20 protein-coding genes are annotated in these 25,395 nt (G+C 56.1%); 9 read left to right on the top strand and 11 right to left on the bottom strand.

The window, feature by feature from the left end; translation table 11 throughout:
- Positions 1 to 69: 69 nt before the first annotated feature.
- Complete coding sequence (gene bglX, locus G5574_RS19775; protein WP_033737709.1) at positions 70 to 2,367, bottom strand: beta-glucosidase BglX; 2,298 nt, start codon at positions 2,365 to 2,367, stop codon at positions 70 to 72.
- 151 nt (positions 2,368 to 2,518) lie between these two features.
- Here bglX and dld point away from each other — a divergent pair, with 151 nt between their 5' ends.
- Positions 2,519 to 4,222: a D-lactate dehydrogenase gene (gene dld / locus G5574_RS19770; RefSeq protein ID WP_039341475.1), complete on the top strand. Its 1,704-nt coding sequence runs from the start codon at positions 2,519 to 2,521 to the stop codon at positions 4,220 to 4,222.
- Between the two features lie 50 nt (positions 4,223 to 4,272).
- Here the strand turns inward: dld and G5574_RS19765 are convergent, their stop codons facing one another.
- The 3 genes from G5574_RS19765 to G5574_RS19755 form a co-directional block, all read right to left on the bottom strand.
- On the bottom strand, positions 4,273 to 6,726 hold the full coding sequence (locus G5574_RS19765; protein ID WP_033737711.1) for a DUF3772 domain-containing protein: 2,454 nt from the start codon (positions 6,724 to 6,726) through the stop codon (positions 4,273 to 4,275).
- A gap of 134 nt (positions 6,727 to 6,860) precedes the next feature.
- Positions 6,861 to 7,808 (bottom strand): D-alanyl-D-alanine endopeptidase, encoded by a 948-nt coding sequence (gene pbpG, locus G5574_RS19760; protein WP_164483078.1) that lies wholly within the window; start codon positions 7,806 to 7,808, stop codon positions 6,861 to 6,863.
- A gap of 175 nt (positions 7,809 to 7,983) precedes the next feature.
- A complete protein-coding gene (locus G5574_RS19755) occupies positions 7,984 to 8,571 on the bottom strand; it encodes a Yip1 family protein (protein WP_033737713.1) in 588 nt (195 codons plus the stop codon).
- A 206-nt stretch (positions 8,572 to 8,777) separates the two neighbouring features.
- Between G5574_RS19755 and G5574_RS19750 the strand changes: the two genes are divergently transcribed.
- A complete protein-coding gene (locus G5574_RS19750) occupies positions 8,778 to 9,356 on the top strand; it encodes a DedA family protein (protein ID WP_033737714.1) in 579 nt (192 codons plus the stop codon).
- Here the strand turns inward: G5574_RS19750 and G5574_RS19745 are convergent.
- Positions 9,350 to 10,123, bottom strand: coding sequence for an SDR family oxidoreductase (locus tag G5574_RS19745; RefSeq protein WP_033737715.1), 774 nt, complete (start codon positions 10,121 to 10,123; stop codon positions 9,350 to 9,352). The two genes, G5574_RS19750 and G5574_RS19745, sit on opposite strands and share 7 nt — an antisense overlap.
- Positions 10,124 to 10,279: 156 nt before the next feature.
- Between G5574_RS19745 and G5574_RS19740 the strand changes: the two genes are divergently transcribed.
- Both G5574_RS19740 and G5574_RS19735 read left to right on the top strand, forming a co-directional pair.
- The gene (locus G5574_RS19740) at positions 10,280 to 12,094 is read left to right on the top strand and encodes a glycoside hydrolase family 15 protein (RefSeq protein ID WP_164483077.1); all 1,815 of its coding nucleotides are present in this window, start codon (positions 10,280 to 10,282) and stop codon (positions 12,092 to 12,094) included.
- A 195-nt stretch (positions 12,095 to 12,289) separates the two neighbouring features.
- Positions 12,290 to 13,429: a L,D-transpeptidase family protein gene (locus G5574_RS19735; RefSeq protein ID WP_033737717.1), complete on the top strand. Its 1,140-nt coding sequence runs from the start codon at positions 12,290 to 12,292 to the stop codon at positions 13,427 to 13,429.
- Positions 13,430 to 13,544: 115 nt separating this feature from the next.
- Here the strand turns inward: G5574_RS19735 and G5574_RS19730 are convergent, their stop codons facing one another.
- Complete coding sequence (locus G5574_RS19730; RefSeq protein WP_033737718.1) at positions 13,545 to 14,567, bottom strand: transporter; 1,023 nt, start codon at positions 14,565 to 14,567, stop codon at positions 13,545 to 13,547.
- Positions 14,568 to 14,729: 162 nt separating this feature from the next.
- Here G5574_RS19730 and G5574_RS19725 point away from each other — a divergent pair, with 162 nt between their 5' ends.
- Positions 14,730 to 16,334, top strand: a complete 1,605-nt coding sequence (locus G5574_RS19725) for an inorganic phosphate transporter (RefSeq protein WP_006118524.1) — start codon at positions 14,730 to 14,732, stop codon at positions 16,332 to 16,334.
- A 14-nt stretch (positions 16,335 to 16,348) separates the two neighbouring features.
- On the top strand, positions 16,349 to 17,266 hold the full coding sequence (ppk2, locus tag G5574_RS19720) for a polyphosphate kinase 2 (RefSeq protein WP_039341492.1): 918 nt from the start codon (positions 16,349 to 16,351) through the stop codon (positions 17,264 to 17,266).
- 12 nt (positions 17,267 to 17,278) lie between these two features.
- On the opposite strand, the gene dusC is transcribed toward ppk2, so the two are convergent.
- The 3 genes from dusC to G5574_RS19705 form a co-directional block, all read right to left on the bottom strand.
- The gene (gene dusC / locus G5574_RS19715) at positions 17,279 to 18,283 is read right to left on the bottom strand and encodes a tRNA dihydrouridine(16) synthase DusC (protein ID WP_164483076.1); all 1,005 of its coding nucleotides are present in this window, start codon (positions 18,281 to 18,283) and stop codon (positions 17,279 to 17,281) included.
- A gap of 2 nt (positions 18,284 to 18,285) precedes the next feature.
- Complete coding sequence (gene rhlE / locus G5574_RS19710; protein WP_033737723.1) at positions 18,286 to 19,635, bottom strand: ATP-dependent RNA helicase RhlE; 1,350 nt, start codon at positions 19,633 to 19,635, stop codon at positions 18,286 to 18,288.
- A 224-nt stretch (positions 19,636 to 19,859) separates the two neighbouring features.
- On the bottom strand, positions 19,860 to 20,252 hold the full coding sequence (locus G5574_RS19705) for a YbhQ family protein (RefSeq protein ID WP_033737724.1): 393 nt from the start codon (positions 20,250 to 20,252) through the stop codon (positions 19,860 to 19,862).
- A 177-nt stretch (positions 20,253 to 20,429) separates the two neighbouring features.
- Here G5574_RS19705 and G5574_RS19700 point away from each other — a divergent pair, with 177 nt between their 5' ends.
- Genes G5574_RS19700 through G5574_RS19690 form a run of 3 tightly spaced genes read left to right on the top strand, consistent with a single transcriptional unit; the run spans position 20,430 to position 23,397 of the window.
- On the top strand, positions 20,430 to 21,191 hold the full coding sequence (locus G5574_RS19700; RefSeq protein ID WP_006118519.1) for an endonuclease/exonuclease/phosphatase family protein: 762 nt from the start codon (positions 20,430 to 20,432) through the stop codon (positions 21,189 to 21,191).
- Positions 21,188 to 22,432 (top strand): cardiolipin synthase ClsB, encoded by a 1,245-nt coding sequence (gene clsB / locus G5574_RS19695; protein ID WP_033737726.1) that lies wholly within the window; start codon positions 21,188 to 21,190, stop codon positions 22,430 to 22,432. Before G5574_RS19700 ends, clsB begins: the two co-directional genes overlap by 4 nt.
- Entirely contained in the window at positions 22,432 to 23,397 is a 966-nt protein-coding gene (locus tag G5574_RS19690; protein WP_033737727.1) for a lysylphosphatidylglycerol synthase domain-containing protein, read from the top strand. Before clsB ends, G5574_RS19690 begins: the two co-directional genes overlap by 1 nt.
- Before the next feature lie 37 nt (positions 23,398 to 23,434).
- On the opposite strand, the gene G5574_RS19685 is transcribed toward G5574_RS19690, so the two are convergent.
- Together G5574_RS19685 and G5574_RS19680 are read right to left on the bottom strand one after the other, a co-directional pair.
- Positions 23,435 to 24,142, bottom strand: a complete 708-nt coding sequence (locus tag G5574_RS19685) for a Bax inhibitor-1/YccA family protein (RefSeq protein WP_164483075.1) — start codon at positions 24,140 to 24,142, stop codon at positions 23,435 to 23,437.
- 95 nt (positions 24,143 to 24,237) lie between these two features.
- The gene (locus tag G5574_RS19680) at positions 24,238 to 25,332 is read right to left on the bottom strand and encodes a DUF1615 domain-containing protein (RefSeq protein WP_164483074.1); all 1,095 of its coding nucleotides are present in this window, start codon (positions 25,330 to 25,332) and stop codon (positions 24,238 to 24,240) included.
- Between the last annotated feature and the right edge of the window lie 63 nt (positions 25,333 to 25,395).

The raw sequence follows: 25,395 nt of genomic DNA, 5'->3' as shown, positions 1-25,395 counted from the left end.
CGGGATGCGCTTCCCCGGAACGGGGAAGCGTTAATCAGCACGAACCGGACGCGCGGTTCGTGCCGGGGCTTACTGATAGGTAAACTGGGCGTTCTGGGTGCGTACTGAGTCCAGACCAATCATGACGTTAAATTTGCCCGGTTCAGCAACGTGTTTCATCTGCTGATTCCAGAATTTCAGTGCATCAACGTCAATCCTGAAGGTCACTTTCTGCGACTCCCCGGCTTTAAGCATGATCCGTTTGAACCCGTGCAGCTCTTTTACCGGCCGGCTCATGCTGGCTACCGGATCGTTCAGGTACAGCTGGACGACCGTGGCCCCGTCAACTTTACCGCTGTTTGTTACGGTCACGCTGGCTTCAACACTGCCGTTGTGCGGCATGGTTTCAGCGGACAGCGTCACCGGCGACACGGTAAACGTGGTATAGCTCAGGCCGTAACCAAACGGATAGAGCGGGCCATTTTCCGCATCGTAATAATGGGACGTGTACTTGTTTGGCTTGGCAAAGTTATAAGGCCGGCCGGTCGGCAGATGGTTGTAATAGATGGGAATTTGTCCCACGGAACGCGGGAAGGACATCGGCAGCTTGCCGGACGGGTTGTAATCGCCAAACAGCACATCCGCAATGGCATTGCCCCCTTCTGTCCCGCTGAACCAGGTTTCCAGCATGGCATCGGCCATACGATCTTCGTTGACCAGCGCCAATGGACGACCGTTCATCAGTACGATGACCAGCGGCTTGCCTGTTGCCTTCAGCGCAGCCAGTAATTTTTGCTGCGCAGGTGGAATCATCAGATCGCTACGGCTGGACGCTTCGTGCGCCATGCCCTGCGCTTCCCCCACGGCGGCCACGACGACATCTGCCTGTTTTGCCTTCTCTACCGCCTCATCGATCATGGCCTGTGCGGAGCGCGGATCGACGACGATGGCAGGTTCATACATATTCAGGAAGTCCTGAATACCTTTGTTGTCTGACACGTTGGATCCTTTGGCATACAGCAGCGTCGCTTTACCCTGCGTCGCATTTTGCATCCCCTGCAACAGCGAAACAGACTGTTTCGCGACACCTGCCGCTGACCAGCTGCCCATGATATCGCGCTGGCTGTCTGCCAGCGGCCCGATCAAGGCAATGGTGCCGGATTTTTTCAGCGGTAACGTATTCAGGCGGTTTTTCAGCAGCACCATACTTTTGCGTGCCACATCCCGGGCTTCGGGACGATGCAGGCGGCTTTCCGCATTGGTGTCCTGGGGATCGCTCTCTTTCGGCCCCAGATGACTATAGGGATCGTTAAACAGCCCCATGTCGTATTTCACGTTAAGCACGTGGCGCGCCGCATCGTCGATTTCCGCCCGACTGACAATGCCGCGTTTCACCAGGTCCGGTAAGTATTTGCTGTAGTATTCATCGCTCATACTCATATCGACACCGGATTTGAGGGCAATACGCACCGCATCCTGGGGATCGCTCGCCACGCCATGTTTAATCAACTCTTTGATCGCACCGTGGTCGCTGATGGTGATCCCTTTAAATTTCCAGTCACGACGCAGCAGATCTTTCAGCAGCCAGCTGTCGGCCGTGGCGGGCACACCATTAATGGAGTTGAGCGCCACCATGACGCCGCCGCTGCCGGCATCCAGAGAGGCTTTATACGGCGGCAGATAGTCCTGGAACATGCGTTGCGGACTCATGTCCACGGTGTTGTAATCCCGTCCGCCTTCAACCGCACCGTACAGCGCAAAGTGCTTTACGCTGGTCATAATGTTGTAGCGGTCTGCCGGGCTTTTGCCCTGCATCGCCTTCACCATGGTGCGTCCCATTTCGGACGTTAAATAGGTGTCCTCGCCGAAGCCTTCGGACACGCGTCCCCAGCGCGGCTCCCGGCTGACGTCAACCATCGGCGCCCAGGTCATATTTAACCCATCGTCTGCCGCTTCATAAGCTGAAATGCGCCCAACCTCTTTAACGGCATCCAGATCCCAGCTGGAGGCTAACGCCAGCGGAATCGGGAAAATCGTCCGCTGACCGTGCACGACGTCATAGGCGAAAAACAGCGGAATTTTCAGCCGGCTGAGCTGCATCACCTGATCCTGCATCGCCCGGATATCCGGGCGCGTAACCGTATTAAAAATCGCGCCCACCTGCCCCTTGTGGATCATCTCACGCACGGCTTCTTTTGGCGTATCCGGTCCCACGCTAATTAAACGCAACTGGCCAATTTTCTCATCCAGCGTCATCTTTTTAAGCAGATTATTGACGTAGGCATCACGCGCCTTTTCGGTCATCGGATGCTGAACGGTGGGCTCCCCGGCCAGTGCAGGTTGCAGCGCAAGGGAAACAGCGAGGCTAACAGCGCAAATCCATTTCATCGGGTTGGGTTCTCTTAAGTAACTGCGCAATATCGACTAAATGCAGGATGGCATCATCAGAGCATAGCATGTCGCCTGCGGCTATCACACTGCGCCCGACGCAACTGACGTGCTACAGTAAGGACGCATGCATACGACAAGGGAATTGCCCATGATGACATCGTCTGTCCTGATTGCCGATCTGCGCCGTCTGGTTGGCACAAGTAACGTTCTGACTGAGGCCGCGCACACGGCTCGCTATCGTAAAGGCTTTCGTTCTGGTGAAGGCGAGGCGCTGGCCGTGGTGTTTCCGGCTACGCTGCTGGAGCTGTGGCGCGTACTGCAAACGCTGGTCGCTGCGGATGCAATCATTTTGATGCAGGCGGCCAATACCGGCCTGACCGAAGGCTCGACGCCGCAGGGCGACGACTACGATCGTCCGTTGGTGATTATCAGCACACTGAAGCTGGATAAGCTACAGCTCATCGATAAGGGCCGACAGGTCCTGGCCTTTCCGGGCAGTACCCTGTATCAACTGGAAAAGATCCTGAAGCCGCTGGGCCGTGAGCCGCACTCGGTGATTGGATCTTCCTGTATTGGTGCGTCGGTGCTGGGTGGCATCTGTAATAACTCTGGCGGCTCGCTGATCAAACGCGGCCCGGCCTACAGTGAAATGGCGCTGTTTGCTCAGATTGATGCCCAGGGGCGGCTGAAGCTGGTCAATCATCTGGGCATTGACCTGGGCACCTCGCCGGAAGAGATTCTGGGACGCCTGGATGACGATCGCTGGCAGCCGGACGATGTCCTGCATGATGGCCGTCACGCGTCCGATCATGATTATGCTGACCGCGTGCGCGATGTGAATGCCGATACGCCCGCCCGTTTTAACGCGGATGCCCGTCGTCTGTTTGAAGCGTCCGGCTGCGCAGGCAAGCTGGCGGTTTTCGCGGTACGCCTGGACACATTTGAGCAGGAACCGCAGCAGCAGGTGTTCTATATCGGCACTAACGATGCCGCCGTGCTCAGCGACCTGCGCTGCCATATGCTGGCCCATTTTAAAAACCTGCCCGTTGCCGCGGAATATATGCACCGGGATATCTACGATATCGCCGAAGTGTACGGCAAAGATACGTTCCTGATGATTGACAAGCTGGGCACCGACAAGATGCCCCTGTTTTTTACGCTTAAAGGTCGGGTTGACGGCTGGCTTAATAAACTGTCTTTCATAAAACCGCATCTGACTGACCGGCTGCTGCAACGGCTGAGTCGCCTGTTTCCGGCGCATCTGCCGAAACGCATGAAGCAGTATCGCGATAAATACCAGCATCATTTAATGCTGAAAATGTCGGGTGACGGCGTCGAAGAGGCGCGCAACTACCTGCGGGAGTTTTTCCGTGAAGGTGGCGGAGAGTTTTTTGAGTGCGAAGGCAAAGAAGGCGCGCACGCTTTCCTGCACCGCTTTGCCGCTGCCGGTGCGGCAGTGCGTTATCACGCTGTTCACGCCACAGAGGTTGAAGATATTCTGGCGCTGGATATTGCGCTGCGCCGCAATGACAGAGACTGGTTCGAAACCCTGCCTGCCGGGATAACGCAGTCGCTCAGTCATCAGCTGTATTACGGCCATTTTTTCTGCCATGTCTTCCATCAGGACTACATCGTTAAAAAAGGGGTGGATGTCCATGCCCTGAAAGCGCAAATGCTGGCGATTCTGAAGACGCGCGGCGCGGAGTATCCGGCAGAGCATAACGTCGGCCATCTCTATCAGGCCCAGCCGCAGTTGGCCGCGTTCTATCGTCAGCTCGATCCGACCAACAGCTTTAACCCCGGTATTGGCAAAACCAGTAAGCTGAAAGGCTGGGCGGTCAGGCAGCCCTGACGTCTCAAAAGGCCATGAAAAAACAGGCAGCCATAGGGCTGCCTGTTTCATTAACGCGGTTGCTCTGTGACCGTTACGTCATCGCTGACATCCGAGGCCAGCAGCTGGCGACGTTCGATAATCATGGTCTGCGGCGTCGACAGGACGATCCCTTCTTTACGTAATCGCGTCAGAATATCAAACAGCAGATCGCTTTTTGCGCCTGCAATCTGGCGCTGGCTGGCCACGTTACCGGTTACGCTGAGTACTATGCCCTGCGCGGTAAGATCTTTAAACGACACTGACGGTTCCGGCGTCTCCAGAATGCGCTCATTCTCTTCATACACCTTAAGCAGAATTTCACGTACCTGCACGGGGTCAATATTGAGCGGGAACGTCAGGGTAATCGTCACCACGCCCTGCGCGTTACCCATGGTCGCGTTACGGACGTTCTGAGAAATAAACTGCGAGTTAGGCACGATCACCGTAGATTTATCGCCCAGCTGAATTTCCGTCGCACGCACGTTGATGCGACGAATATCCCCTTCCACGCCGCTGATCGTTACCAGATCGCCCACTTTCACCGGGCGCTCAGTCAGCAGAATCAGACCCGAAATAAAGTTCTTAACGATCTCCTGTAAGCCGAAACCGATACCGACAGATAATGCACTGACGATCCAGGCCAGCTTGTTCCATTGCAGCCCCATAATCGACAGGGTCAGCAGGATAATCAGCACATAGCCCACGTTACTGAACAGCGTCACCAGGGACACCCGCATCCCGCTGTCCATGGTGGTTTTGGGCAGGAAGTCGTTGTCCAGCCAGCGCCGCACTGAACGCAAGACGTAAATCCCGACAATCAGGCACAGCAATGCATTTACCAGGTGCGCCGGAACGATATTCAGCGACTCCAGGCCTTTACCGCCCCAGAATTCGATGGCCTTCTGCAACAACTCAATCGGCGTGGACGAGGCAAAGGTGCCGTTGAGCAGCGCCAGCGCCACAAACAGCACCAGGAACGTTTTACCTATCGCCGCCAGAATGGTAGCCACCTGCTGCAGATGACGTTCATCAATGTTCAGTGAACTCTGGATGCGTTTACCTGTCGTGTTACTGATCGAGAACAGACTCTCACAGCCGTCGTTGACCAGATGACTGAGAATATAAAATGAGCCAAACAAAATGCCGCACCACACCAGCTCATAGCTGAGAAAACGCGCCAGCGTGACGTAGCCGATCACCAGCGAGGCCAGGATGGTCAGCGCGGTGATCGTCAGCGCCATCTGAATCAATCCAACCAGGGTAGAACGCGCTTCCGGCGGCGTACCCGACTGCGCCAGGCGACGACGAACGCGCTTGGTGCGCATGCTGATCGCCAGTGCCGTAGTGCCGATAAGTAATGCCGTCAGGCCGTTGGCAAAAATACTGGTATTCAGGCTGGTGCCGACGGTGTAGTTAAAGGACTCGACCATCTGAAAGATAAACACCAGCAGGGCCGTAATCGGCGGGAACGGTTTAAGCGCGATGGCGACTTCGTTCGAAATCGTCGGCAGACGCCAGCTGGGACGACGCGTGGATAAAAAGGCACGACCCAGCCCGGCAATCAGGCCGCAGTAGACGCTGAGTTCGACCAGACGGTAAATAAAGTCCTGCACATCGCTGGAGACTTCATCGCGGCGCGTAAAGGCCTGCGAAATAAAGACGAAGGTCAGGACAACGGCCGCCAGGCTGGTCAGCGCCACGGCAGTTGCCAGAAAACTACGGCGCAAACGCCCTTCAGGCAATTTATTGATACTGACCCAGGCCAGGAACTCTTCACCATAGCGACGGCCGAGCGTCATCACCAGCACCGCGGCCAGCAACCAGCCAACCGTGCCAATGCGCCAGCCCGGCTCCCAGGAGAGTGCGGCCGTGTCTTTCAGCTCATTGAGAAAATCGCCAATTTTTTCCGCGTCCAGATCCTGACTACTTAACACGGGCGCCCAGAAGCGCGGCCCCAGAATACTGCCTGAATTCAGGGCGAGTTTATTTTTTAGCTGGTCGCGGCGCAGATTGACGATTTGTGAGGAGAGCATCAGTGCACTGTTTTTAATGCCTTCCGCCTGCTTGATTTGATCGTCAAGCTTGCTCTTCTGACTTTCCAGCGCGCTGCGTTTGCGCGTCACGTCCGGTGTCTCTTTGACGCCGCTTTCCGGTTTGGGTGCCGGACCGAGCACGGCCAGCTGCGCTTCCAGTTGTTGACGATCGGGCTGTAACGCCTGCGCAAGCGTATCCGTATTGCCTGATAACTCCAGCGCCATCTCATTCAGACGACTGAGCTTATTTTCGTCGCTTTCAACGGAGACCTGGCTTTTAATTTTATCGAGGATCTTCTGCATTTTCGGCAGCTCGACAGAGGCATCCACCTTGGGTTTGTCGTCGGTTTGCTGCGTGGCTTGCGTCGCATCGTCGGCAAAACTCAGCGCGGGTGCGAGCGTCATCAACGCGAAAAAAATCAGAACACTAAATGAACGTAACTTGAGCATATCAATGAGATTCCGGCACAGTAATCAGGCGAATCACCCTCGCCATTTGCGGGTAGTTTAGATTTTCGTCTGCCATGAAACTATAGGAATACAGGTCAATCTCAGCCGGGGAACCGTAGCGCCCCGGCAGAGGATTACTCTACAGCGGCCCCATTGGCTGCGTTGCTGGCAACCTCATCCGCTTTTTGTTTTTTATAGGCCAGTGCAGCCGCCGGAACCGGCGCAGCCTTGCCGGTTTCCAGCCAGTCGCGCAGACGATTCGCATCGGCGAAATGGGTATATTTGCCAAACGCATCGAGTACCACCAGCGCGACCGGGCGGTTCTTAATCATCGTCCGCATGACCAGACAGTGCCCCGCCTGATCGGTGTAACCCGTTTTCGTTAACTGGATATGCCAGCCATTTTTATACACCAGGTGATTGGTATTGCGGAACGGTAGCGCATAACTCGGATGGGCAAACACGGCGGTTTCTTCTTTGGTCGTGCTGAGCTCACCCAGAAGCGGATATTCACGCGTCGCTTTCAGCAGCTTCACCAGATCCTGGGCGCTGGACACGTTTTTGATAGAGAGGCCCGTGGGTTCAACGTAATGCGTGTGCATCATGCCGAGCGCGCGCGCCTTGGCATTCATTGCCCGGATAAAAGCATCGTACCCGCCCGGATAAGCGTGAGCCAGACTGGCTGCCGCGCGGTTTTCCGAGGACATCAGCGCCAGCATCAGCATACTGCGGCGACTAATTTCGCTGTTCAGTTTGACGCGCGAAAACACACCACGCATCTCGGGGGTCTGGCTGATATCGACCTTCACCATCTCGTTCATCGGCTGGTGCGCATCCAGTACCACCATGGCCGTCATTAACTTCGTGATGGACGCGATGGGGCGCACCCGATCCGGGTGACTGGAGAACAGGACTTTACCATTGGTCAGATCGACAATCAGGGCGCTCCCTGAGGCGATTTGCGGCTGAGCAATCGGGGCCATCTGCGACAACGTGGTGGTCGCCTGTGCTGGAAGGGTAAAAACCTGCCCGGAAACGAGCAGCGCCAGCGACAACAGTGAAAAGCGAATTTTTGCAGGCATCGTGGAAAAAAGACCCGGTTAAGATTGTGCGCTGTGTAAACACAGGCCGCCAACGCCTGAACAGGCAGAGCGCGGGCTGGCCGCAGCATCATACGCTGAAGTCAGGGAATTTTCCTGGTGAGATTGTTTCTGAGCGTTAAAAAAAGGTTGCCGCCCTGTAGGCGGCAACGGCAGGTTAAAACAGACGCGGGCCATAGCCCCATAACACCACGGTCAGAGCCAGTAGCACTTCGAAGACCAGCACACCAATAGCGAGTGTTGAACTGGAAAAACGCAGACTTTCGTCACGGTCGATATTCAGAAACAGCGGAATGCCGACATACAGCAGATACCCGGTATACAGGAGCGCCAGCGCTGCCGCCAGCACACATAGCCAGACCAGCGGATAAAGCGCGACAAGGCCGCTCAAAAACAGGGGCGTAGCGACATAGCCCGCAAATACGGTGCAGCGCCCCATGCTGGGACGATGGGGATAGTCACGCGCCATCCAGTGAATCACCCGCCCCATAACGGCGACGCCGCCCAGGATCACCAGATAGAACAGAATCCCCAGGCCCAACGCCGTCAGCAAATTAAGCTGCACATATTGCCCTTCTCCCAGGTTCCAGCCTGACTGAGTGGTGCCAATCATGGCGCAGATCACCGGCACAGCGGCCATCAGCAGCACGTGGTGAGTGTAATGGTGCGAAACCGTTTCGTTCTCTTGCTTGATAGTGCGCATTTCCTGGTTCGGATGCGCTAACAAACCCCAGACATGGTTCATACGCTTACTCCTCTGACCGATTGGGCCACCCGATCTGTTAACATTTCCACAAGGGGGCAGCAGTCATTTGAGTATAATCGGCAGGATAATTTCTGGGGCCTCTGCGCAAAAAAACGGCGAAAAAGATCGCTTACGGGGTCTTAATCCGCTGTCCTGGCAAATCGGGTATAGACTGAAAGAAAAATCTTCACACAGGGAGTTCAGCCTTGCATTTGGATATCAATGGGTTAATTACGCAGTACGGCTATCTTGCGCTGTTTATTGGCTGTATTGCCGAGGGCGAAACGTTTTTGCTGCTGGGCGGGGTTGCCGCTCACGAAGGGCTACTGCACTACAGTGGCGTCGTACTGGCGGCGATGGCGGGCGGCGTGGTGGGCGATCAGATGCTCTACTGGATTGGCCGGCGTTTTGGTACCCGCATTTTGCGACGCTTTAAAAAACATCAGGATAAAGTGGTGAAGGCGAACCGCCTGATTAAGCGTCGTCCCAGCCTGTTCGTGATTGGCGCACGTTTTATGTATGGCTTTCGTATTATTGGGCCAATCATTATTGGCGCAAGCCGCCTGAAGCCGCTGAAGTTTTTTCTCCTCAACGTCACCGGGGCGGCTGTCTGGGCACTGCTGTTTGTTACGCTCGGCTATTTTGCAGGCGGCATTATCGCCCCCTGGCTGCACAAACTCGACCAACACTTTAAACACCTGCTATGGCTGGGCGCGGCGGTGGTCTTTGCGTTTGTGCTGCGCTGGGCGATTCGCCGCTGGAATCATCACCGGGCCGATCAGTAGCCTTTAAACTGTGGGTTGGCCAGCATAAAGCCGCCGTCGATAATAAACGACTGACCGGTGGTATAGGTCGCCCACTCGGAACTCAGCCAAGCTACCATACTGGCAATTTCGTGCGTATCGCCAGGGCGGCCGGCAGGAATTTCCGGCATTTTTACGTTGTGCGCATCCGCGTCGGACATCTTGTTCATCGGCGTCGCAATCGCCCCCGGGGCGACCGCATTGACCAGAATATTGTGGGGCAGCAGACTCAGCGCCATCGATTTGGTCAGGCCGCCTGCCGCATGTTTTGCCGCGGTATAGGCCACTGAGCCCGGCAAGGGCGTATGCTCGTGCACAGAGGTGATGTTGATGATGCGTCCGCCCTGCCCTTGTTTGATCATGTTACGTGCCGCCACCTGCCCACAGATAAAGACGCCATCGACATCCACGCTGAAGGTTTTACGCCAGTCTTCCCAGGTCACGTCCATAAAGTCGGCTTTAAAATTTGCCCCGGCATTGTTGACCAGCACATCGATACGGCCCAGTTTGTCGATCAACTGCTGCAATACCTTGCCGCCTTCTGGCGGATCGGCCAGATCGAGCTGAATCGTCTCTGCCCGTTGTCCGGTCTCTTCTACCCGACGGGCGGTCCGCTGTGCGCCTTCCTCGTCTGAACGCCAGGTGATGCCAATATCAAAGCCCTGTTCGGCTAACATCTCAGCACAACGGCTGCCGATGCCCGAATCCGATGCGGTCACAATGGCCACTTTTCGTTGGGGTGCTGTCATAACGGTCTCCTTTGGAAGTGTATGAAAAGTATATACCGGGCTGAAAATTGTGCCGGACGCGGACAATGGGCTCGCCAGGTTAACGATCTGTGCCCGAACGAAGCGGTATGCAGGTACCTGGCTATAGTTAAGTCAGACACTGACAGGGAGAACGCGATGAGTAAGGTTAAACGCAAGATTGACGATCATGGTGTCATAGGTGATCTCCGCACCTGTGCGCTGGTCGCAAACGATGGCACGATCGACTATCTCTGCTGGCCGGAGCTGGACAGTCCGTCGGTGTTTTCGGCCTTACTGGACAGTGACGAAGCGGGCCTGTTTTCAATCGCACCCGAGTGGCAAAACGCCCGTCGGCAACAAATTTACCTGCCGGATACCAATATTCTGCAAACGCGCTGGCTGGCCGAAGAAGGCGTGGCCGAAATTACTGACTACATGCCCATCTGCGATCGTCAGGACAAACTGCCACGCATTATCCGCCGGGTGAAAATGGTGCGGGGTCAGGCCCGGTTTAACATGGTCTGTTCGCCTCGCCATGATTACGCCCGCGCGGAAACCCGCGCCGAGATTCAGCGCGGTTGTATCGATTTTCATGCGACGGATCAGCCCTCGCTTCGGCTGGCCGCCACGGTCGTGATGACCCTGGAAGGTAATAACGCCACCGCCAGTTTCGAGTTAAAAGCGGGTGAACACGCCGAATTTGAATTCGGCAGCGTAAATGACGCACACGTTGAAAAACTGGCGACCGCGAACTGTTTCGAAGAGACGCTGAGCTACTGGCGTGAGTGGAGTTGCCACAGCACCTATCGTGGCCGCTGGCAGGAAATGGTCCAGCGCTCCGCCTTGGTGCTGAAGCTGCTGACCTCCTGGCAGCACGGCTCCATTGCCGCCGCCGCAACCTTTGGCCTGCCGGAGGAGCTGGGGGGCGAACGTAACTGGGATTACCGTGCCTCCTGGATACGCGATGCGTCCTTCAGCATGTACGCGCTGATGCGCCTGGGCTACGTGGATGAGGCCAAGCACTTCACCGAATGGGTTGGTCGCTGTGTGGAGAACAGCCATCATGACGAGATGCGTTTACAGGTGATGTATCGCCTGGACAGCAGCACGGAACTGCAGGAAATGTCGCTGCTCAACCTGTCCGGCTATGCCGATTCCTGCCCGGTCAGGATAGGCAACGATGCCTGGCAACAGAAACAACTGGATATCTATGGCGAACTGATGGATGCCATTTACCTTGCCAATAAATATGGTGAAGCCATCTCTCAACGGGGCTGGAACCATGTCTCAGAGATGCTGGACTGGCTCTGTGATAACTGGCATCAGCCGGATGCGGGCATCTGGGAAATGCGCGGTGAACCGGAGCACTTCCTGCACTCCCGTTTGATGTGCTGGGTGGCCATGGATCGCGGGCTGCGTCTTGGCATGAAACGTTCCCTGCCGATGCCTTATGAGCGGTGGGACCGTACCCGGCGCGAGATTCGCGACGATATCTGGAAAAACTTCTGGAACAGCGAACGCGGCCATTTTGTTTCGACCCGCCATGGCGATTACCTGGATGCCTCCATGCTGCTGATGCCGCTGGTGCGTTTTGTCGGCGCAACCGACCCTGACTGGATTGCCACGCTGGATGCCATCAAGGCGAATCTGGTCAGCGATGGGATGGTGCGCCGCTATAACATCCATGAAACCCCGGCGGACGGGCTCACTGGCGGAGAAGGTTCATTTGGTGCCTGCTCGTTCTGGTACGTCGAATGTCTGGCACGTGCCGGACGCGTACGCGAAGCCCATTTTGAGTTCGAGAAATTACTGAGCTACGCTAATCCGTTGGGGTTATATGCCGAAGAGTTCGACAGCCACGGCCAGGCACTAGGCAATATGCCGCAGGCGCTGACGCATCTCGCCCTGATTAGCGCCGCCTTTTTCCTGAACCGCAAGCTAAACGGAGATGTCACGTTATGGCAGCCGTAGAGGGCGTTTTTCGCCCAAAATGTTAATGAACAAAGGCAGATAACGCAGGTAAGTCAGGTAAAGTATTTCGATGCGGTAAAAATCCTGATTCACAACATCAGTTTAATGAACATATAATGCGCAGCAGGTCATAGTGACCAGCATGGGTTCGATACATTGACAAGCCTGAAACATGGCGATAAAGACTTGTAAAATATGAAAAAAAGCATTCGCGCGTTCGCTTCACTTGCATTGGCTTTGGCGGCATTCAGTCAGTCAGCCCTTGCGGTTGTTTATCCCTTACCGCCGGCGAACAGCCGTCTGACCGGGCAAAACATTGAGATTACGATTCCTCAGGACAGTAAACTGCCTCTGGAAGCTTTTGCAGCACAGTTCCAGATGGGCCTCAGCAATATGCTGGAAGCCAATCCGGGTGTTGACGTTTATCTGCCTAAGCCTGGCAGCAAACTGATTATCCCTCAGCAGTTACTCCTGCCTGACGCCCCGCGTGAAGGCATCGTGATTAACAGTGCTGAAATGCGTCTTTATTACTACCCGAAAGGTACGAAAACCGTGGTCGTTCTGCCTATCGGTATTGGTGAGCTGGGTAAAGATACGCCGCTGAACTGGACCACAACCGTTCAACGTAAAAAAGATGGCCCGACCTGGACGCCCACCAAAGCGATGCACGCTGAATATGCATCACGTGGCGAAAATCTGCCGGCCGTGTTCCCGGCAGGCCCGGATAACCCAATGGGGCTGTATGCACTCTACATCGGGCGTCTGTACGCCATTCACGGCACCAACGCCAACTTTGGTATCGGCCTGCGCGTCAGCCACGGCTGTGTCCGCCTGCGTGCCGATGATATCAAATGGCTGTTCGATCACGTGCCAGTTGGCACGCGCGTGCAGTTTATCAACCAGCCGGTGAAAGCGTCTGTTGAGCCAGACGGTTCACGCTGGATGGAAGTGCATAATCCGCTGTCGACCACGGAAGAGCAGTTTAACTCTCGTGAACTGGTGCCGATTACGCTGACTCAGGCGGTTGGCAAAGTACTGGTAGACGGTAGCGTGAATCAGTCTCAGGTTGATAAGGCCATCCAGAACCGCTCTGGTATGCCTGTACAGGTTAATGCGCCAGAAAACAGCGTGGCCCCTGCGCCTGTTCCCTTCAATGAAGGTGAAGATGCTGAGCCGAAAGAAGAGCCCATGACGCCAGTGATGTCGCAGCCTGCTAACCCGGTCGCGGTCCAGTCAGAGCCCGCGCCGCAACAGGCTCAACCTGTGCAGCCTTCGCAGCCGCAGCCAGAGCAACCACAGCAGTCGCAACCTGCCCAGCCACAGCCGGCGCAGTAACATTCGCCTGTTACGGGCCAGCCATTCAGGCCCGGTCGTCAGGTCAGTGAAAAGCCAGCGTTGGCGATAGCCACGCTGGCTTTTTTATTGGTCACGGGCTCCACTGTCAACACCACTATCTGGACGGACGGCGAAAACTCAGCCAGCCGGCCAGCAGCGTGAAGGCCAGGACGATCAGAACCAGCAGTAAAAACCCGTGCGGGTTCGACGCCAGCGGAATGCCGCCCACGTTCATGCCAAAAAATCCCGCCACAATGTTAATCGGCAGCGCAAGCACCGTAATCACGGTCAGCAGATAAAGTGTCCGGTTACTCTGCTCCATCAACCGTGCTGCAATTTCCTCCTGCAGCAGACGGATGCGCTCCATCAGGCTGGCCAGGTCGTTCAGCACCACGCTAAATTCTTCCGTGAACGCCCGCAGCTCGCGGAGCGTGTCGCGGTTGAGCCAGGCGGGTGGGCGGTTAAGCAACCGGAACAGCGCCGCCGGTTCGGGTGCCAGCAGGCGCTGAATGCGCAGCAGCATGCGCCGGTAATGCCCCAGCTCACTGCGGTTGGCCTTGATTGCCGGACTTAATAAACGCTCTTCAATGTTATCGACTACCTGGCTGATGCGACGCACCACCAGTTCCAGCTGCAACTCCTGTTCACCGAGCAGGTAAAGTAACAGGGCCTCCGCACTGGGAAAATTATGCTTCGCCAGCCCCTGCTGCATCTTTTCGATCATCACTGACGAGCGATAACGTGCGCTCACGACCAGATTATGACGGCACCAGATCCACAGGGTCGCATTTTGCGTACTGCGATTTTCCTGGCTCAGCGTGACGTCGTTCAGTACCGCCAGCAGGGCATTGCTTTGTTCCGCTAACCGTGTGCGCGGCGAGGCGGAATGGATCTCGTCAAAAAAATCATCATCAACCTGAAAGTGGCCCTGCACCCAGTGCTGTGCCCGCGCGTGATTCAGATTGATATGTAACCAGAGAAAGCCTTCTTCAGGAGGGTGTTCACCGAGTTTTACCGCTTCACGGGCATTCAGGCGTTGAGGGAGGGCATCAGGAGAAAAGCGATAACCATGGATGAGTCCGGCCACATCATCATCAAAATCACGTTTTTGTGGGGTGAGAACAACGTCTGTCGCCATGGCAATCCTGTCAGCATCATCAATTAAGATCCACAGCCTGCTGAAGTTTTGTTACAGCAAAATGACCTGTGCCGCCTGGATCATTTTTTTGTCATAAAAAGCGGGTATCACACAGCGTTAACCAGATGTAACTCCGCATCTGCATCCGCTAAGAGGTACGGCATGAGCGAAAACAGTTTATCCTCTTCAGGCACGACGCAGGGACGTCCCGATTTCAACGGCAAAGGCAGCCGCGCAACCAAAACGGCTTTTTATGTCCTGTTAATAGCCGGTCTGGCCTTTGCCGGATTTAATCTGTTTCACGATGTGGAAAAAACTAACACGCCCGTCACCAGTTATGTGCCTTTCTTTCTGCTCGGCCTGGCGCTGCTGATTGCGCTGGGCTTTGAATTCGTTAACGGGTTTCACGATACCGCCAACGCGGTCGCTACGGTGATCTACACGCATTCGCTGACGCCCGGTGCGGCCGTCGTCTGGTCAGGGCTGTGCAACTTTCTTGGCGTGATGCTTTCCAGCGGCGTGGTCGCGTTTGGCATTATTTCGCTTCTGCCCGTCGAACTCATCCTGCAGGCCAGCAGCGGCAACGGCTTTGCCATGATTTACGCCCTGCTGTTCTCGGCGATTATCTGGAATCTGGGCACCTGGTACTTTGGCCTGCCCTCGTCGTCGTCACATACTTTAATTGGCTCGATTATTGGCGTGGGTGTGGCGAATGCGATGTTGCATGGTCGCAGTGGCCTGAGTGGCGTTGACTGGGATCAGGCGCTGAAGGTCGGCTATGCCTTACTGCTCTCGCCCGTCGTGGGTTTCGTCTGCGCCGCCCTGCTGCTGTGGGCCATGAAGCTGTTGATTCGTAACCGCCAGTTGTACGAAGCCCCGCACAGCAACGAACCGCCGCCGGTCTGGATTCGTGGCCTGCTGATTCTGACCTGCACCGGCGTCTCCTTTGCTCACGGGTCGAATGACGGGCAGAAAGGGATGGGACTCATCATGCTGATCCTGGTTGGCACCATGCCCATCGCCTATGCACTGAACCGTTCACTTCCGCCCGAGCAAATCCCGCGCGTTGCCGCACTGAGTGACGTGACGGCGCGCCAGTTACTGCATATTCAACCGGCCGCCACGCCCGCCCCGGATTCACGCAATGTGTTGACGGCCTTTGTCAGCACTGACACGGTCAATCCGAACGTCTTGCCCGCGCTTGGCATGACGTTACGGGATATCAGCGACCAGATTCGCCGCTACGGCTCGATGGACAATATTCCGGCCCAGTCCGTGACCAATACCCGCAATCAAATGTACCTGGCCGCAGAATCGATCAAGCACCTGCAAACCGCCCATGTCTCGCTCCCCGATGAGACGGCACGTAACCTGAAGGCGGTGAAAACAGAGCTGGACAGCGCCACACGCTTTATTCCGATGTGGGTGAAGGTGGTGGTGGCAATCGCGTTGGGGCTGGGCACCATGGTGGGCTGGCGACGTATTGTGGTCACCGTGGGTGAGCGCATCGGCAAAACCCATCTGACCTATGCGCAAGGGGCCAGCGCCGAACTGGTGGCGATGGCGACCATCGGCGCGGCCGATGCCTTTGGTCTGCCGGTCTCCACGACGCATGTGCTCTCATCCGGCGTGGCGGGCACCATGGCGGCGAACCGCTCTGGCCTGCAGATGTCCACCCTGCGCAATCTTGCCGTCGCCTGGATATTGACGCTGCCGGTCTCGATTTTACTTTCTGCCCTGCTCTACGGGCTGTTCATTCATATCTGACCAGGTGAATTGTCATGGCAACACACGACAACAGTTTCAATCGCGACGCTTTTAATCAGCGTTTAATGCAGGAGTTCTATGACAGCTACGACGAAGAGCTGGAGCTGGAGCTGGACGATCTGCGCTTTAGCGAGGCCGCGCCCACGGGCAGCGATGAAAAAGCCTGGCGCCGTCGTTATTTTCGCGAGCTGCTGCAGTTGCAGGGTGAGCTGGTGAAGCTACAGGACTGGGTAATGCGCACCGGCCATCGGCTGGTCATTCTGTTTGAGGGCCGCGATGCGGCCGGTAAAGGAGGCGTGATTAAGCGCATTACGCAACGCCTTAATCCGCGCACCTGCCGGGTGGCTGCGCTGCCCGCGCCCAACGATCGTGAAAAAACCCAGTGGTACTTTCAGCGTTATATCGCGCATCTGCCCGCCGCGGGCGAGATGGTGCTGTTTGACCGCAGCTGGTACAACCGGGCAGGCGTGGAGCGCGTCATGGGATTTTGCAGTGATGCCGACGTGGCGGAGTTTTATCGCAGCGTGCCCGAGTTTGAAAAAATGCTGACCCGCAGCGGGATTCAAATCATTAAGTACTGGTTTTCGATCACGGACGAGGAGCAGGAGCTGCGCTTCATGAGCCGTATCCACGATCCCCTCAAGCAGTGGAAGCTCAGCCCAATGGATCTGGAAAGCCGCCGCCGTTGGGAAGATTACACGGAAGCAAAAGAAGAGATGCTGAGCCGCACCCATATTCAGGAAGCCCCCTGGTGGGTTGTTCAGGGCGTAGACAAGAAACGGGCGCGCCTTAACTGCATCAGCCACCTTTTGCAGCAGGTGCCTTATGAAGCCGCCCCACACGACGAAATCATTCTGCCGCCGCGTGAACGCTCACAGGACTACCACCGCAACGAGGTGCCGGAAAATATGATCGTGCCAGAAAAGTATTGATCGCGTGCGCGGCTAAGCGCCGCGCTGTCCCGCTCTCACTTCCGGTGAGGCTGAAGAGAACTGACAGGTCTGCCGCTGTAATGCCGCATAGCGGTCAATCGCCGTAGCAATATCGGCTGAGGTTTTTAAGGCGCGAATCTCAGCGAACAGCTCACCCGCTTCGACGTAGGCTTTACGCAAATAGCCCAGCCACTGTTTGATACGTGCGAGATGGTACATGCCCGTATCACCCTGTTTTTCAAGCCGGGTATATTGTTGCAGGAGTACCACCACCTCCGGCCAGGCCATGGGCGCATCATTGTATTTGACGACCCGGCTCAGGTTAGGCACGTTAAGCGCACCACGCCCAATCATCACCGCATCACAGCCTGTGATTCGCAGACAATCCTGGGCGCTTTGCCAGTCCCAGATTTCGCCATTCGCGATAACCGGAATAGACAGTCGCCGACGAATCTCGCCAATCGCCTGCCAGTTAATAGCCTCAGCACGGTAGCCGTCTTCTTTGGTACGGCCGTGGACGACCAGTTCGCTGGCACCTGCCTGCGCTACCGCATCCGCAATTTCCATGCTGCGGGCGCTGGAATCCCAGCCCAGGCGCACCTTAACCGTAACGGGCAAGGAGTCAGGTACAGCTGCCCGCATGGCTTTGGCCGCGCGGTAGATTAAGTCGGGATCTTTTAACAGCGTCGCCCCGCCGCCGCTGCCGTTGACCAGCTTCGACGGGCAACCGCAGTTCAGATCCACGCCCCACGAGCCCAGCTCAACCGCGCGGGCCGCGTTTTCCGCCAGCCACTCGGGATGCTGCCCCAGCAGTTGCAGACGAACCAGCGTACCCGACGGCGTCCGGCTGGCATGATGCAGTTCGGGACAAAGGCGATAGAAGGATTTTACCGGCAGCAGTTGGTCGACGACGCGCAAAAATTCCGTGATGCACAAATCGTAGTCGTTGACGTCCGTCAACAGCTGGCGCACCAGAGAATCCAGTACGCCCTCCATGGGTGCCAGTAAAACCCGCATGATCAGACGTTTCCGCTGCGTTTAGGCGCGGGCCGACGTGGACGAGACGCAGGCTTGTCAGACTGGCCCGCTGCGGGTCCCTGACGACGCGGCTGCGCACGCTTGTCCCCTTGAGGACGCGCCGCGCCGGCACCTTGTCCGCCCTGCCCCCGACCACGGCCGCGTGAAGACGGTGACTGGCGGCCGTTCACAATCGGTTCCGCTTTGATGCTGGGATCCGGCTCATAGCCCGGCACAGCCAGTCGTGGAATTTCACGCTTCAGCAAGCGCTCAATATCACGCAACAGTTTGTGTTCGTCGACGCAAACCAGCGACAGCGCTGCACCCGTTGCGGCGGCACGACCGGTACGCCCAATGCGGTGTACGTAGTCTTCAGGCACGTTTGGCAATTCATAGTTCACGACGTGCGGCAGTTCTTCAATATCCAGACCGCGGGCCGCGATATCCGTCGCAACCAGCACACGAATCGCGCCGGATTTGAAGTCGGCCAGTGCACGGGTACGTGCGCCCTGACTCTTGTTACCGTGGATGGCGGCGGCCGTAATGCCGTCTTTACCCAGCTGTTCGGCAAGGTGATTGGCACCGTGCTTGGTGCGGGTAAAGACCAGCACCTGCTGCCAGTTACCTTCGCCAATCAGCTGAGACAGCAGTTCCCGCTTGCGCTTTTTGTCAACAAAATGCACCTGCTGAGAAACCTGCTCAGACGCGGTATTGCGGCGCGCGACTTCAACCTGCTCCGGGTTGTGCAGCAGTTTTTCTGCCAGGGTTTTGATCTCATCTGAGAACGTCGCCGAGAACAGCAGGTTCTGACGTTTAGCTGGCAGTTTGGCCAGTACGCGGCGGATATCGTGGATAAAGCCCATATCAAGCATGCGATCCGCTTCATCCAGTACCAGCACTTCAACCTGAGACAGGTCAACGGCGTTTTGATGAGCCAGATCCAGTAAACGGCCCGGCGTGGCCACCAGAATATCGACGCCGCCGCGCAGCTTCATCATCTGCGGGTTGATGCTGACGCCGCCAAACACCACCAGCGAACGCAGCGGAAGATATTTGCTGTAGTCGCTGACGTTTTCACCGACCTGAGCGGCCAGTTCACGGGTCGGTGTCAGAATCAGCGCGCGCACCGGACGACGGCCACGCACTGTTCCGGTATTCTCGGACAGTTTCTGTAATAAAGGTAAGGTAAACCCGGCGGTTTTGCCGGTGCCGGTCTGGGCGCTTGCCAGCAGATCGCGGCCGGACAGCACAACAGGAATCGCCTGGCGCTGAACAGGCGTCGGTTCGCTGTAGCCCTGCTCAGCTACCGCACGCAGAATATCGGCACTCAGGCCGAGAGAGTCAAAAGACATGACGAGTATTACTCCGGTCCACTCTGACCGCGTTTGGCGGTGTAGTTTTCAGAGGGATAGTGACGCCAGCTGAGGCTGACGCGTGAAAAGGGTGCAAACTACGATGCATAAGCGGCGGAGTGTAACAGCTTTACCGCCCCTGTGCGAGATAGCTCACAATTGATTACATATCTCTCAACGACAAAAGCCACCTTGCGGTGGCTTTTTTAGCGCGACAGCCTGATTCAGCTGCGTTTTTTCTCAATGCGTCCTGCCGGCTCTTTCGCCAGCAACGACACCAGCGCGGGCCCCAACAACATCACCACGCCAAGGCTGGCTAACAGTAAGTTGTTGTGGAAAATGCGCGACACCAGGAACAGCGTCATCATCGCGGCACCGAAATAGTACGTGGTGGTCGCTTCTTCCAGGTAATCACCCAGGGTACGTAAACGGGCACTACGCTGCGTGATCAGCATGGCGATAAACACCGCTGCATAGGCCACCACCAGGGTACTGCACACTTCGACCAGTGCTTTATGTTTCCAGCCCCAGACCAGTGCGGCAATCACCAGCAGGTGCATCGCGATGTGGGCCCAGGTTTGACCGGTAATAATTTGAAAGCGATTCGACAATTTCATTTCTCTCTCCTGCAGACCTGGCACGTTGCACAAATGCAACCGTAACCGGCCAGGGACGGTTTCTCAATGTAAAGCAAATTTCAGATAACGCCCTAATTATTCCTCTTCTTCACCCTCCATTTGTGACAAAGACTACACTTTGTTGTTGATGAAGATGAAAAGGAGCGCGTCGCGAGTATGCCACAAATCAAGCAAGGATTTTCATTTAAAGTCCTGACGATTAATACCCATAAAGGTTTTGCCCCGTTTAACCGACGCTTCATCTTGCCCGAATTGCGTGAAGCGGTGCGCGCAACGTCAGCAGATATCGTTTTTTTGCAGGAGGTGATGGGAACCCATGACATTCACCCTCTGCAACATGAAAACTGGCCTGATACCTCCCACTACGAGTTTCTGGCCGACACGATGTGGAACGATTTTGCCTATGGGCGCAATGCGGTTTACCCGGAAGGACATCATGGCAACGCCGTGCTGTCGCGTTTTCCCATTGCTGAGTACGACAATCGCGATGTTTCAATTGCCGGGAGCGAAAATCGCGGCATGTTGCATTGCCAGCTTACCCTGCCCGATGGCCGGGGCACGCTGCATGTCATCTGTGTGCACCTGGGGCTGAAAGAGGCGCACCGTCGTGCCCAGTTGGCGATGTTAAACGACATGGTGATGGCGTTACCCGCTGACGCACCTGTCGTCGTCGCCGGTGACTTTAACGACTGGCAGGGGCGAGCCAACAACATACTGCAAAAAGGGGCGGGACTAAAAGAGGTCTTTAGCCTGAAAAGCGGACGACCTGCGCGGACGTTTCCGGCACGCTTTCCCCTTCTGCGACTGGATCGTATTTACGTGCGCAATGCGACGATCAGTCAACCCTGGGCATTGCCGCGTAAACCCTGGTCACACCTTTCCGATCACGCGCCGCTGGCGGTGGAGATCCATCTATGAATTTTGAGTGGCAAGACGGCAACAAACTGCGCCTGCTGGAAAACGGGGACGCATTTTTCCCCCGGGTATTTGGCGCGATTGCACGTGCCGAACACAGCGTACTGCTGGAAACCTTCATTCTGTTCGAAGACGATGTGGGCAACGCCCTGCACAAGGTGCTGCTGGCGGCGGCGCAGCGCGGCGTCAAGGTCGAAATGATGGTCGATGGCTACGGCTCCTCCGAGCTGTCCCAGAGTTATGTCAACAGTCTGACGCAGGCGGGCGTGCGCTTTATCTATTACGATCCGCGTCCGCTGATCATGGGCATGCGAACTAACGTCTTTCGCCGTCTGCACCGTAAAACTGTGGTCGTGGACGGCGTTATCGCCTTTGTCGGCGGCATCAACTTTTCCGCCGAGCACTACACGGATTTTGGCCCGGAAGCCAAACAGGATTATACCGTGGAGGTCAAAGGTCCGGTGGTCGCCGACATTACCCGCTACCTGCAAGAGGCGATTGGCAGTCAGGCCACCACTCGCCGCTGGTGGGGACAGCGTTCACATCGTCCGGCCAAAAACACCCTGCCCGGCGACGCGCAGGTCCTGTTTGTCTATCGCGACAACGATCAGCACCGGGATGATATCGAGCAGCATTATCTGGACATGCTGCGCACCGCCAAACAGGACGTCATTATCGCCAACGCCTACTTTTTCCCTGGCTACCGTTTGCTTAAGGAGATGCGCAATGCGGCACAGCGCGGCGTACGCGTGCGACTGATTGTGCAGGGTGAGCCGGATATGCCGATTGTGAAAGTGGGCGCTGAGCTGCTTTATAACTATCTGGTGGATGCAGGCGTGGAAGTCTATGAATATTGCCGCCGACCGCTGCATGGCAAAGTGGCGGTGAAAGATCAGCAGTGGGCTACCGTTGGCTCAAGCAATCTCGACCCCTTGAGTTTGTCCCTCAATCTTGAAGCCAACCTGATCATTCACGATCGCAACTTTAACCAGACATTACGTGATAATCTTGAGCATTTACTGGCTGAAGACTGTCAGCGCGTCGAAGAGGATAAGTTACCACCACGCACCTGGTGGCAGCTGACGAAAGGCGTTGTCGTGTTCCACTTTCTGCGTCACTTCCCGGCTATCGCCGGCTGGTTACCGGCGCATACGCCAAAGCTGGCTCAGGTGGATCCGCCGGTTCAGCCCGAAATGGAGACGCAAGATCGCGTCGAAGCCAACAATGAAGGAGCCAATTCCTGATGGCAAACACGCATCCACGCTGGAAACTGGCAAAAAAAATCCTGACCGGGCTCTTCTTCGTCGCCGTCATTGTGCTGCTGGTGATCTATGCACGCAAAGTGAACTGGGATGACGTTTATAAGGTCATTGTTAACTACAACCGCTTTGTGGTGCTGACCGCGGCGGCACTGGTTATCGTCAGTTATCTGGTTTACGGCTGCTACGACCTGATTGGTCGGGCCTACTGTGGTCATAAGCTGGCCAAACGTCAGGTAATGCTGGTGTCATTTATCTGCTACGCCTTTAATCTGACGCTCAGTACCTGGGTTGGCGGTGTCGCTATGCGCTACCGGCTCTATTCGCGGCTCGGCCTGGACAGTGCGACGATTACGCGCATTTTCTCCCTCAGCATCGCCACTAACTGGCTGGGCTACATCCTGCTGGCGGGCGTGATCTTTAGCGCAGGCCTGGTCCCGATTCCCGGCGGCTGGTTTATCGGCGAAACCACACTACGGCTTATTGGTGCCGCGCTGCTGGTGCTCGTCGCGTTTTATCTCTGGGCGTGCGCGTTTTCTAAACGTCGTCGCTGGAAAGTGAAAGGGCAAACCCTGCAGTTGCCTTCCCTGCGCATGGCGCTGTTTCAGTTTGCCGTCTCCTGCGCCAACTGGCTGGTTATGGGCACGATTATCTGGCTGCTGCTGGGCCGGGATGCCGGTTATCCCATGGTGCTGGGCGTACTGTTAATCAGTAGTATCGCAGGCGTAATTATTCATATTCCGGCGGGGATTGGGGTGCTAGAAGCGGTATTCGTGGCGCTGCTGGGCGGCGAGAACCTTTCACACGGGACCATCATCGCCGCGCTGCTGGCTTACCGCGTGCTGTACTTCATTTTGCCGTTGCTCCTGGCACTGGTGCTGTATCTGGGGCTGGAGAGCCGCGCGAAACATATGCGCCATAAGAATGAGCAGAAGCTACAAAAATCGTAGTAAACGGCTGCTCTGGTTCACCAGAGCAGCCTGTTTTTTAACGGCGGTTGCCAAAAATACGCAGCAGCATCAGGAACAGGTTGATGAAATCAAGATAGAGCGTCAGCGCGCCCATAATTGAGTAGCGGCGCAGGTTTTCCGTGTCACGCGCATCAATCTGCTCACCGATATTTTTCAGTTTCTGCGTGTCATACGCGGTCAGACCGACAAACACCACCACACCGATGTAGGTAATGGCCCACATCAATGCCGGGCTTTTCAGCCAGAAGTTCACCAGCGAGGCCAGCAGAATACCAATCAGCGCCATAAACAGCAGACTGCCCAGGCGGCTTAAATCACGTTTTGTGGTGTAGCCGTAGAACGTCATGGTACCAAACATCCCGGCCGTGACGAAGAACGTGCTGGCAATGGACGAATAGGTGTACACCAGAAAGATACTGGCCATGGTCAGCCCGGTCAGGGCCGAATAGAGCATGAATAACCCCGTCGCCACGGCCCCGCTCAGGCGATGCACCATACCTGAGAGGAAGAACACCAGCGCCAGTTGCACAATGATCAGGCCGAAGAAGGTGATGCGATTTGCAAACACCAGCTCCATCACCGCCGGTGTGCGCGCGGCAAACCAGGAGACGAAGGCAGTGAGTAACAAACCACAGGTCATCCAGCCATAAACCTGTGCCATATAAGCCTGCAACCCACGAGATGCAGGCTGAACTATTGAATCATTCTGTGGATATCGGTCCATGATGCACCTCTTGTTAAACAAATGTGTTGTGCCCCAAAACGGGCTGTCTGAGTAAGTGTGGCACAGCTCTGTTCAACTGTGCCACAACGCCGTACTTATCGACGTGACAGGCACTGCTGATAACGACTGTCGACGCGTTGAGCAAACCACGCCGTGGTTAAATTGCGGGTAATTTTAGGACTTTCAAGTCTGATGCCCGGCAACATTTCCCGTGGCAAAGGCTTTCCGGCCATCTTGTCTGCCAGCGTAAAAACCTGCTTCCACAGATCGCTGTCGCTGAAGTCCTCCTTTTCGCCCCGCTCCAGATCGTGGCGGATTTCGCGGTTGCTCATATCAATGCGTTTCGCCAGCGTCCGCACCGCCAGCTCCGTCGATCCTGGCGTGTCCGAACCATACTGAATCAGATCGCCATCCAGCGCCAGCTTCATCCCTGTCGCGCGGGCTACCGCCGCCTGGAACGCCGCATTGCGGCTGGCGTACCAGCCCGCATTGTAGTCCGCGAACCGGTAAAGCGGCTTGCTGTAGTCAGCCGGATAGCCCAGCAGGTGCATTGTGCCGAAATAGACGCCGCCATGACGCGTGAAAACTTCACGGCGAATGGAACCGTCAACCGGCCATGGATAGCCTTTGGCATGGGCTTCTGCAAACGCAATACTCACCTGCATCGGTCCGCCGGTATGAACAGGGTTGAGGTTGCCAAACAGCTTCTGCCCCATGGGCACCATCTCAATAAAGTCGTCGAAAATGGCGCTCAGATCTTTTTCACTTTTCGCCTTATCCAGCCGCGCAGCGTAGCTTTCGCCATTACTGGACTTGATTAACAGCGCGGTGCGCACTAAAAACGCCGGAACATGCACCTTCGCCGCCCGGCGGTCGATCTCCTCCCAGGCGATTTTTGCCATACCGGGTACGGTGCCGTTGGCGTCAAATCCTGACTCCTGACCCGCCACCGCAATAACCGCGCACAAATTACTGTCGCTGGCGGTCAGGCCCTGGGTACGGAACGACGTATAGATATCGTCAGCCCAGCCTGATTTATCGCTGACACCGGCGGGCAGCAGGCGCTGAATCTGCGCTTTGACATCCTCAGGTTGCCTGGCGGGCGCTTCTGGTGTTTTTTTGCTGCTACAGCCCGCCAGTATCAGGATAGCGAGCAACGTCAGGCGTTTGGGGAATGAAATGAATGACATACCTGTCCTCTGAGGCAAAAAGAGTAGCTTAACACTGCGCCGCTTCGCAGGGCAGATGCGATT

Source organism: Pantoea stewartii, from assembly GCF_011044475.1.
GTDB classification, from domain to species: Bacteria; Pseudomonadota; Gammaproteobacteria; order Enterobacterales; family Enterobacteriaceae; genus Pantoea; species Pantoea stewartii.
This window is presented reverse-complemented; position numbering and strand designations above follow the sequence as displayed.

Bases quoted from the DNA above. Each gene is read 5' to 3' on its own strand.
- ppk2 (WP_039341492.1), top strand. From the start codon at position 16,349: ATGGCAACACACGACAACAGTTTCAATCGCGACGCTTTTAATCAGCGT.
- G5574_RS19700 (WP_006118519.1), top strand. From the start codon at position 20,430: ATGCCACAAATCAAGCAAGGATTTTCATTTAAAGTCCTGACGATTAAT.
- clsB (WP_033737726.1), top strand. From the start codon at position 21,188: ATGAATTTTGAGTGGCAAGACGGCAACAAACTGCGCCTGCTGGAAAAC.
- G5574_RS19705 (WP_033737724.1), bottom strand. From the start codon at position 20,252: ATGAAATTGTCGAATCGCTTTCAAATTATTACCGGTCAAACCTGGGCC.
- G5574_RS19765 (WP_033737711.1), bottom strand. From the start codon at position 6,726: ATGCTCAAGTTACGTTCATTTAGTGTTCTGATTTTTTTCGCGTTGATG.
- G5574_RS19725 (WP_006118524.1), top strand. From the start codon at position 14,730: ATGAGCGAAAACAGTTTATCCTCTTCAGGCACGACGCAGGGACGTCCC.
- G5574_RS19680 (WP_164483074.1), bottom strand. From the start codon at position 25,332: ATGTCATTCATTTCATTCCCCAAACGCCTGACGTTGCTCGCTATCCTG.
- G5574_RS19755 (WP_033737713.1), bottom strand. From the start codon at position 8,571: ATGAACCATGTCTGGGGTTTGTTAGCGCATCCGAACCAGGAAATGCGC.
- dusC (WP_164483076.1), bottom strand. From the start codon at position 18,283: ATGCGGGTTTTACTGGCACCCATGGAGGGCGTACTGGATTCTCTGGTG.
- rhlE (WP_033737723.1), bottom strand. From the start codon at position 19,635: ATGTCTTTTGACTCTCTCGGCCTGAGTGCCGATATTCTGCGTGCGGTA.
- G5574_RS19745 (WP_033737715.1), bottom strand. From the start codon at position 10,123: ATGACAGCACCCCAACGAAAAGTGGCCATTGTGACCGCATCGGATTCG.
- G5574_RS19685 (WP_164483075.1), bottom strand. From the start codon at position 24,142: ATGGACCGATATCCACAGAATGATTCAATAGTTCAGCCTGCATCTCGT.
- G5574_RS19690 (WP_033737727.1), top strand. From the start codon at position 22,432: ATGGCAAACACGCATCCACGCTGGAAACTGGCAAAAAAAATCCTGACC.
- dld (WP_039341475.1), top strand. From the start codon at position 2,519: ATGATGACATCGTCTGTCCTGATTGCCGATCTGCGCCGTCTGGTTGGC.
- G5574_RS19730 (WP_033737718.1), bottom strand. From the start codon at position 14,567: ATGGCGACAGACGTTGTTCTCACCCCACAAAAACGTGATTTTGATGAT.
- bglX (WP_033737709.1), bottom strand. From the start codon at position 2,367: ATGAAATGGATTTGCGCTGTTAGCCTCGCTGTTTCCCTTGCGCTGCAA.
- pbpG (WP_164483078.1), bottom strand. From the start codon at position 7,808: ATGCCTGCAAAAATTCGCTTTTCACTGTTGTCGCTGGCGCTGCTCGTT.
- G5574_RS19735 (WP_033737717.1), top strand. From the start codon at position 12,290: ATGAAAAAAAGCATTCGCGCGTTCGCTTCACTTGCATTGGCTTTGGCG.
- G5574_RS19740 (WP_164483077.1), top strand. From the start codon at position 10,280: ATGAGTAAGGTTAAACGCAAGATTGACGATCATGGTGTCATAGGTGAT.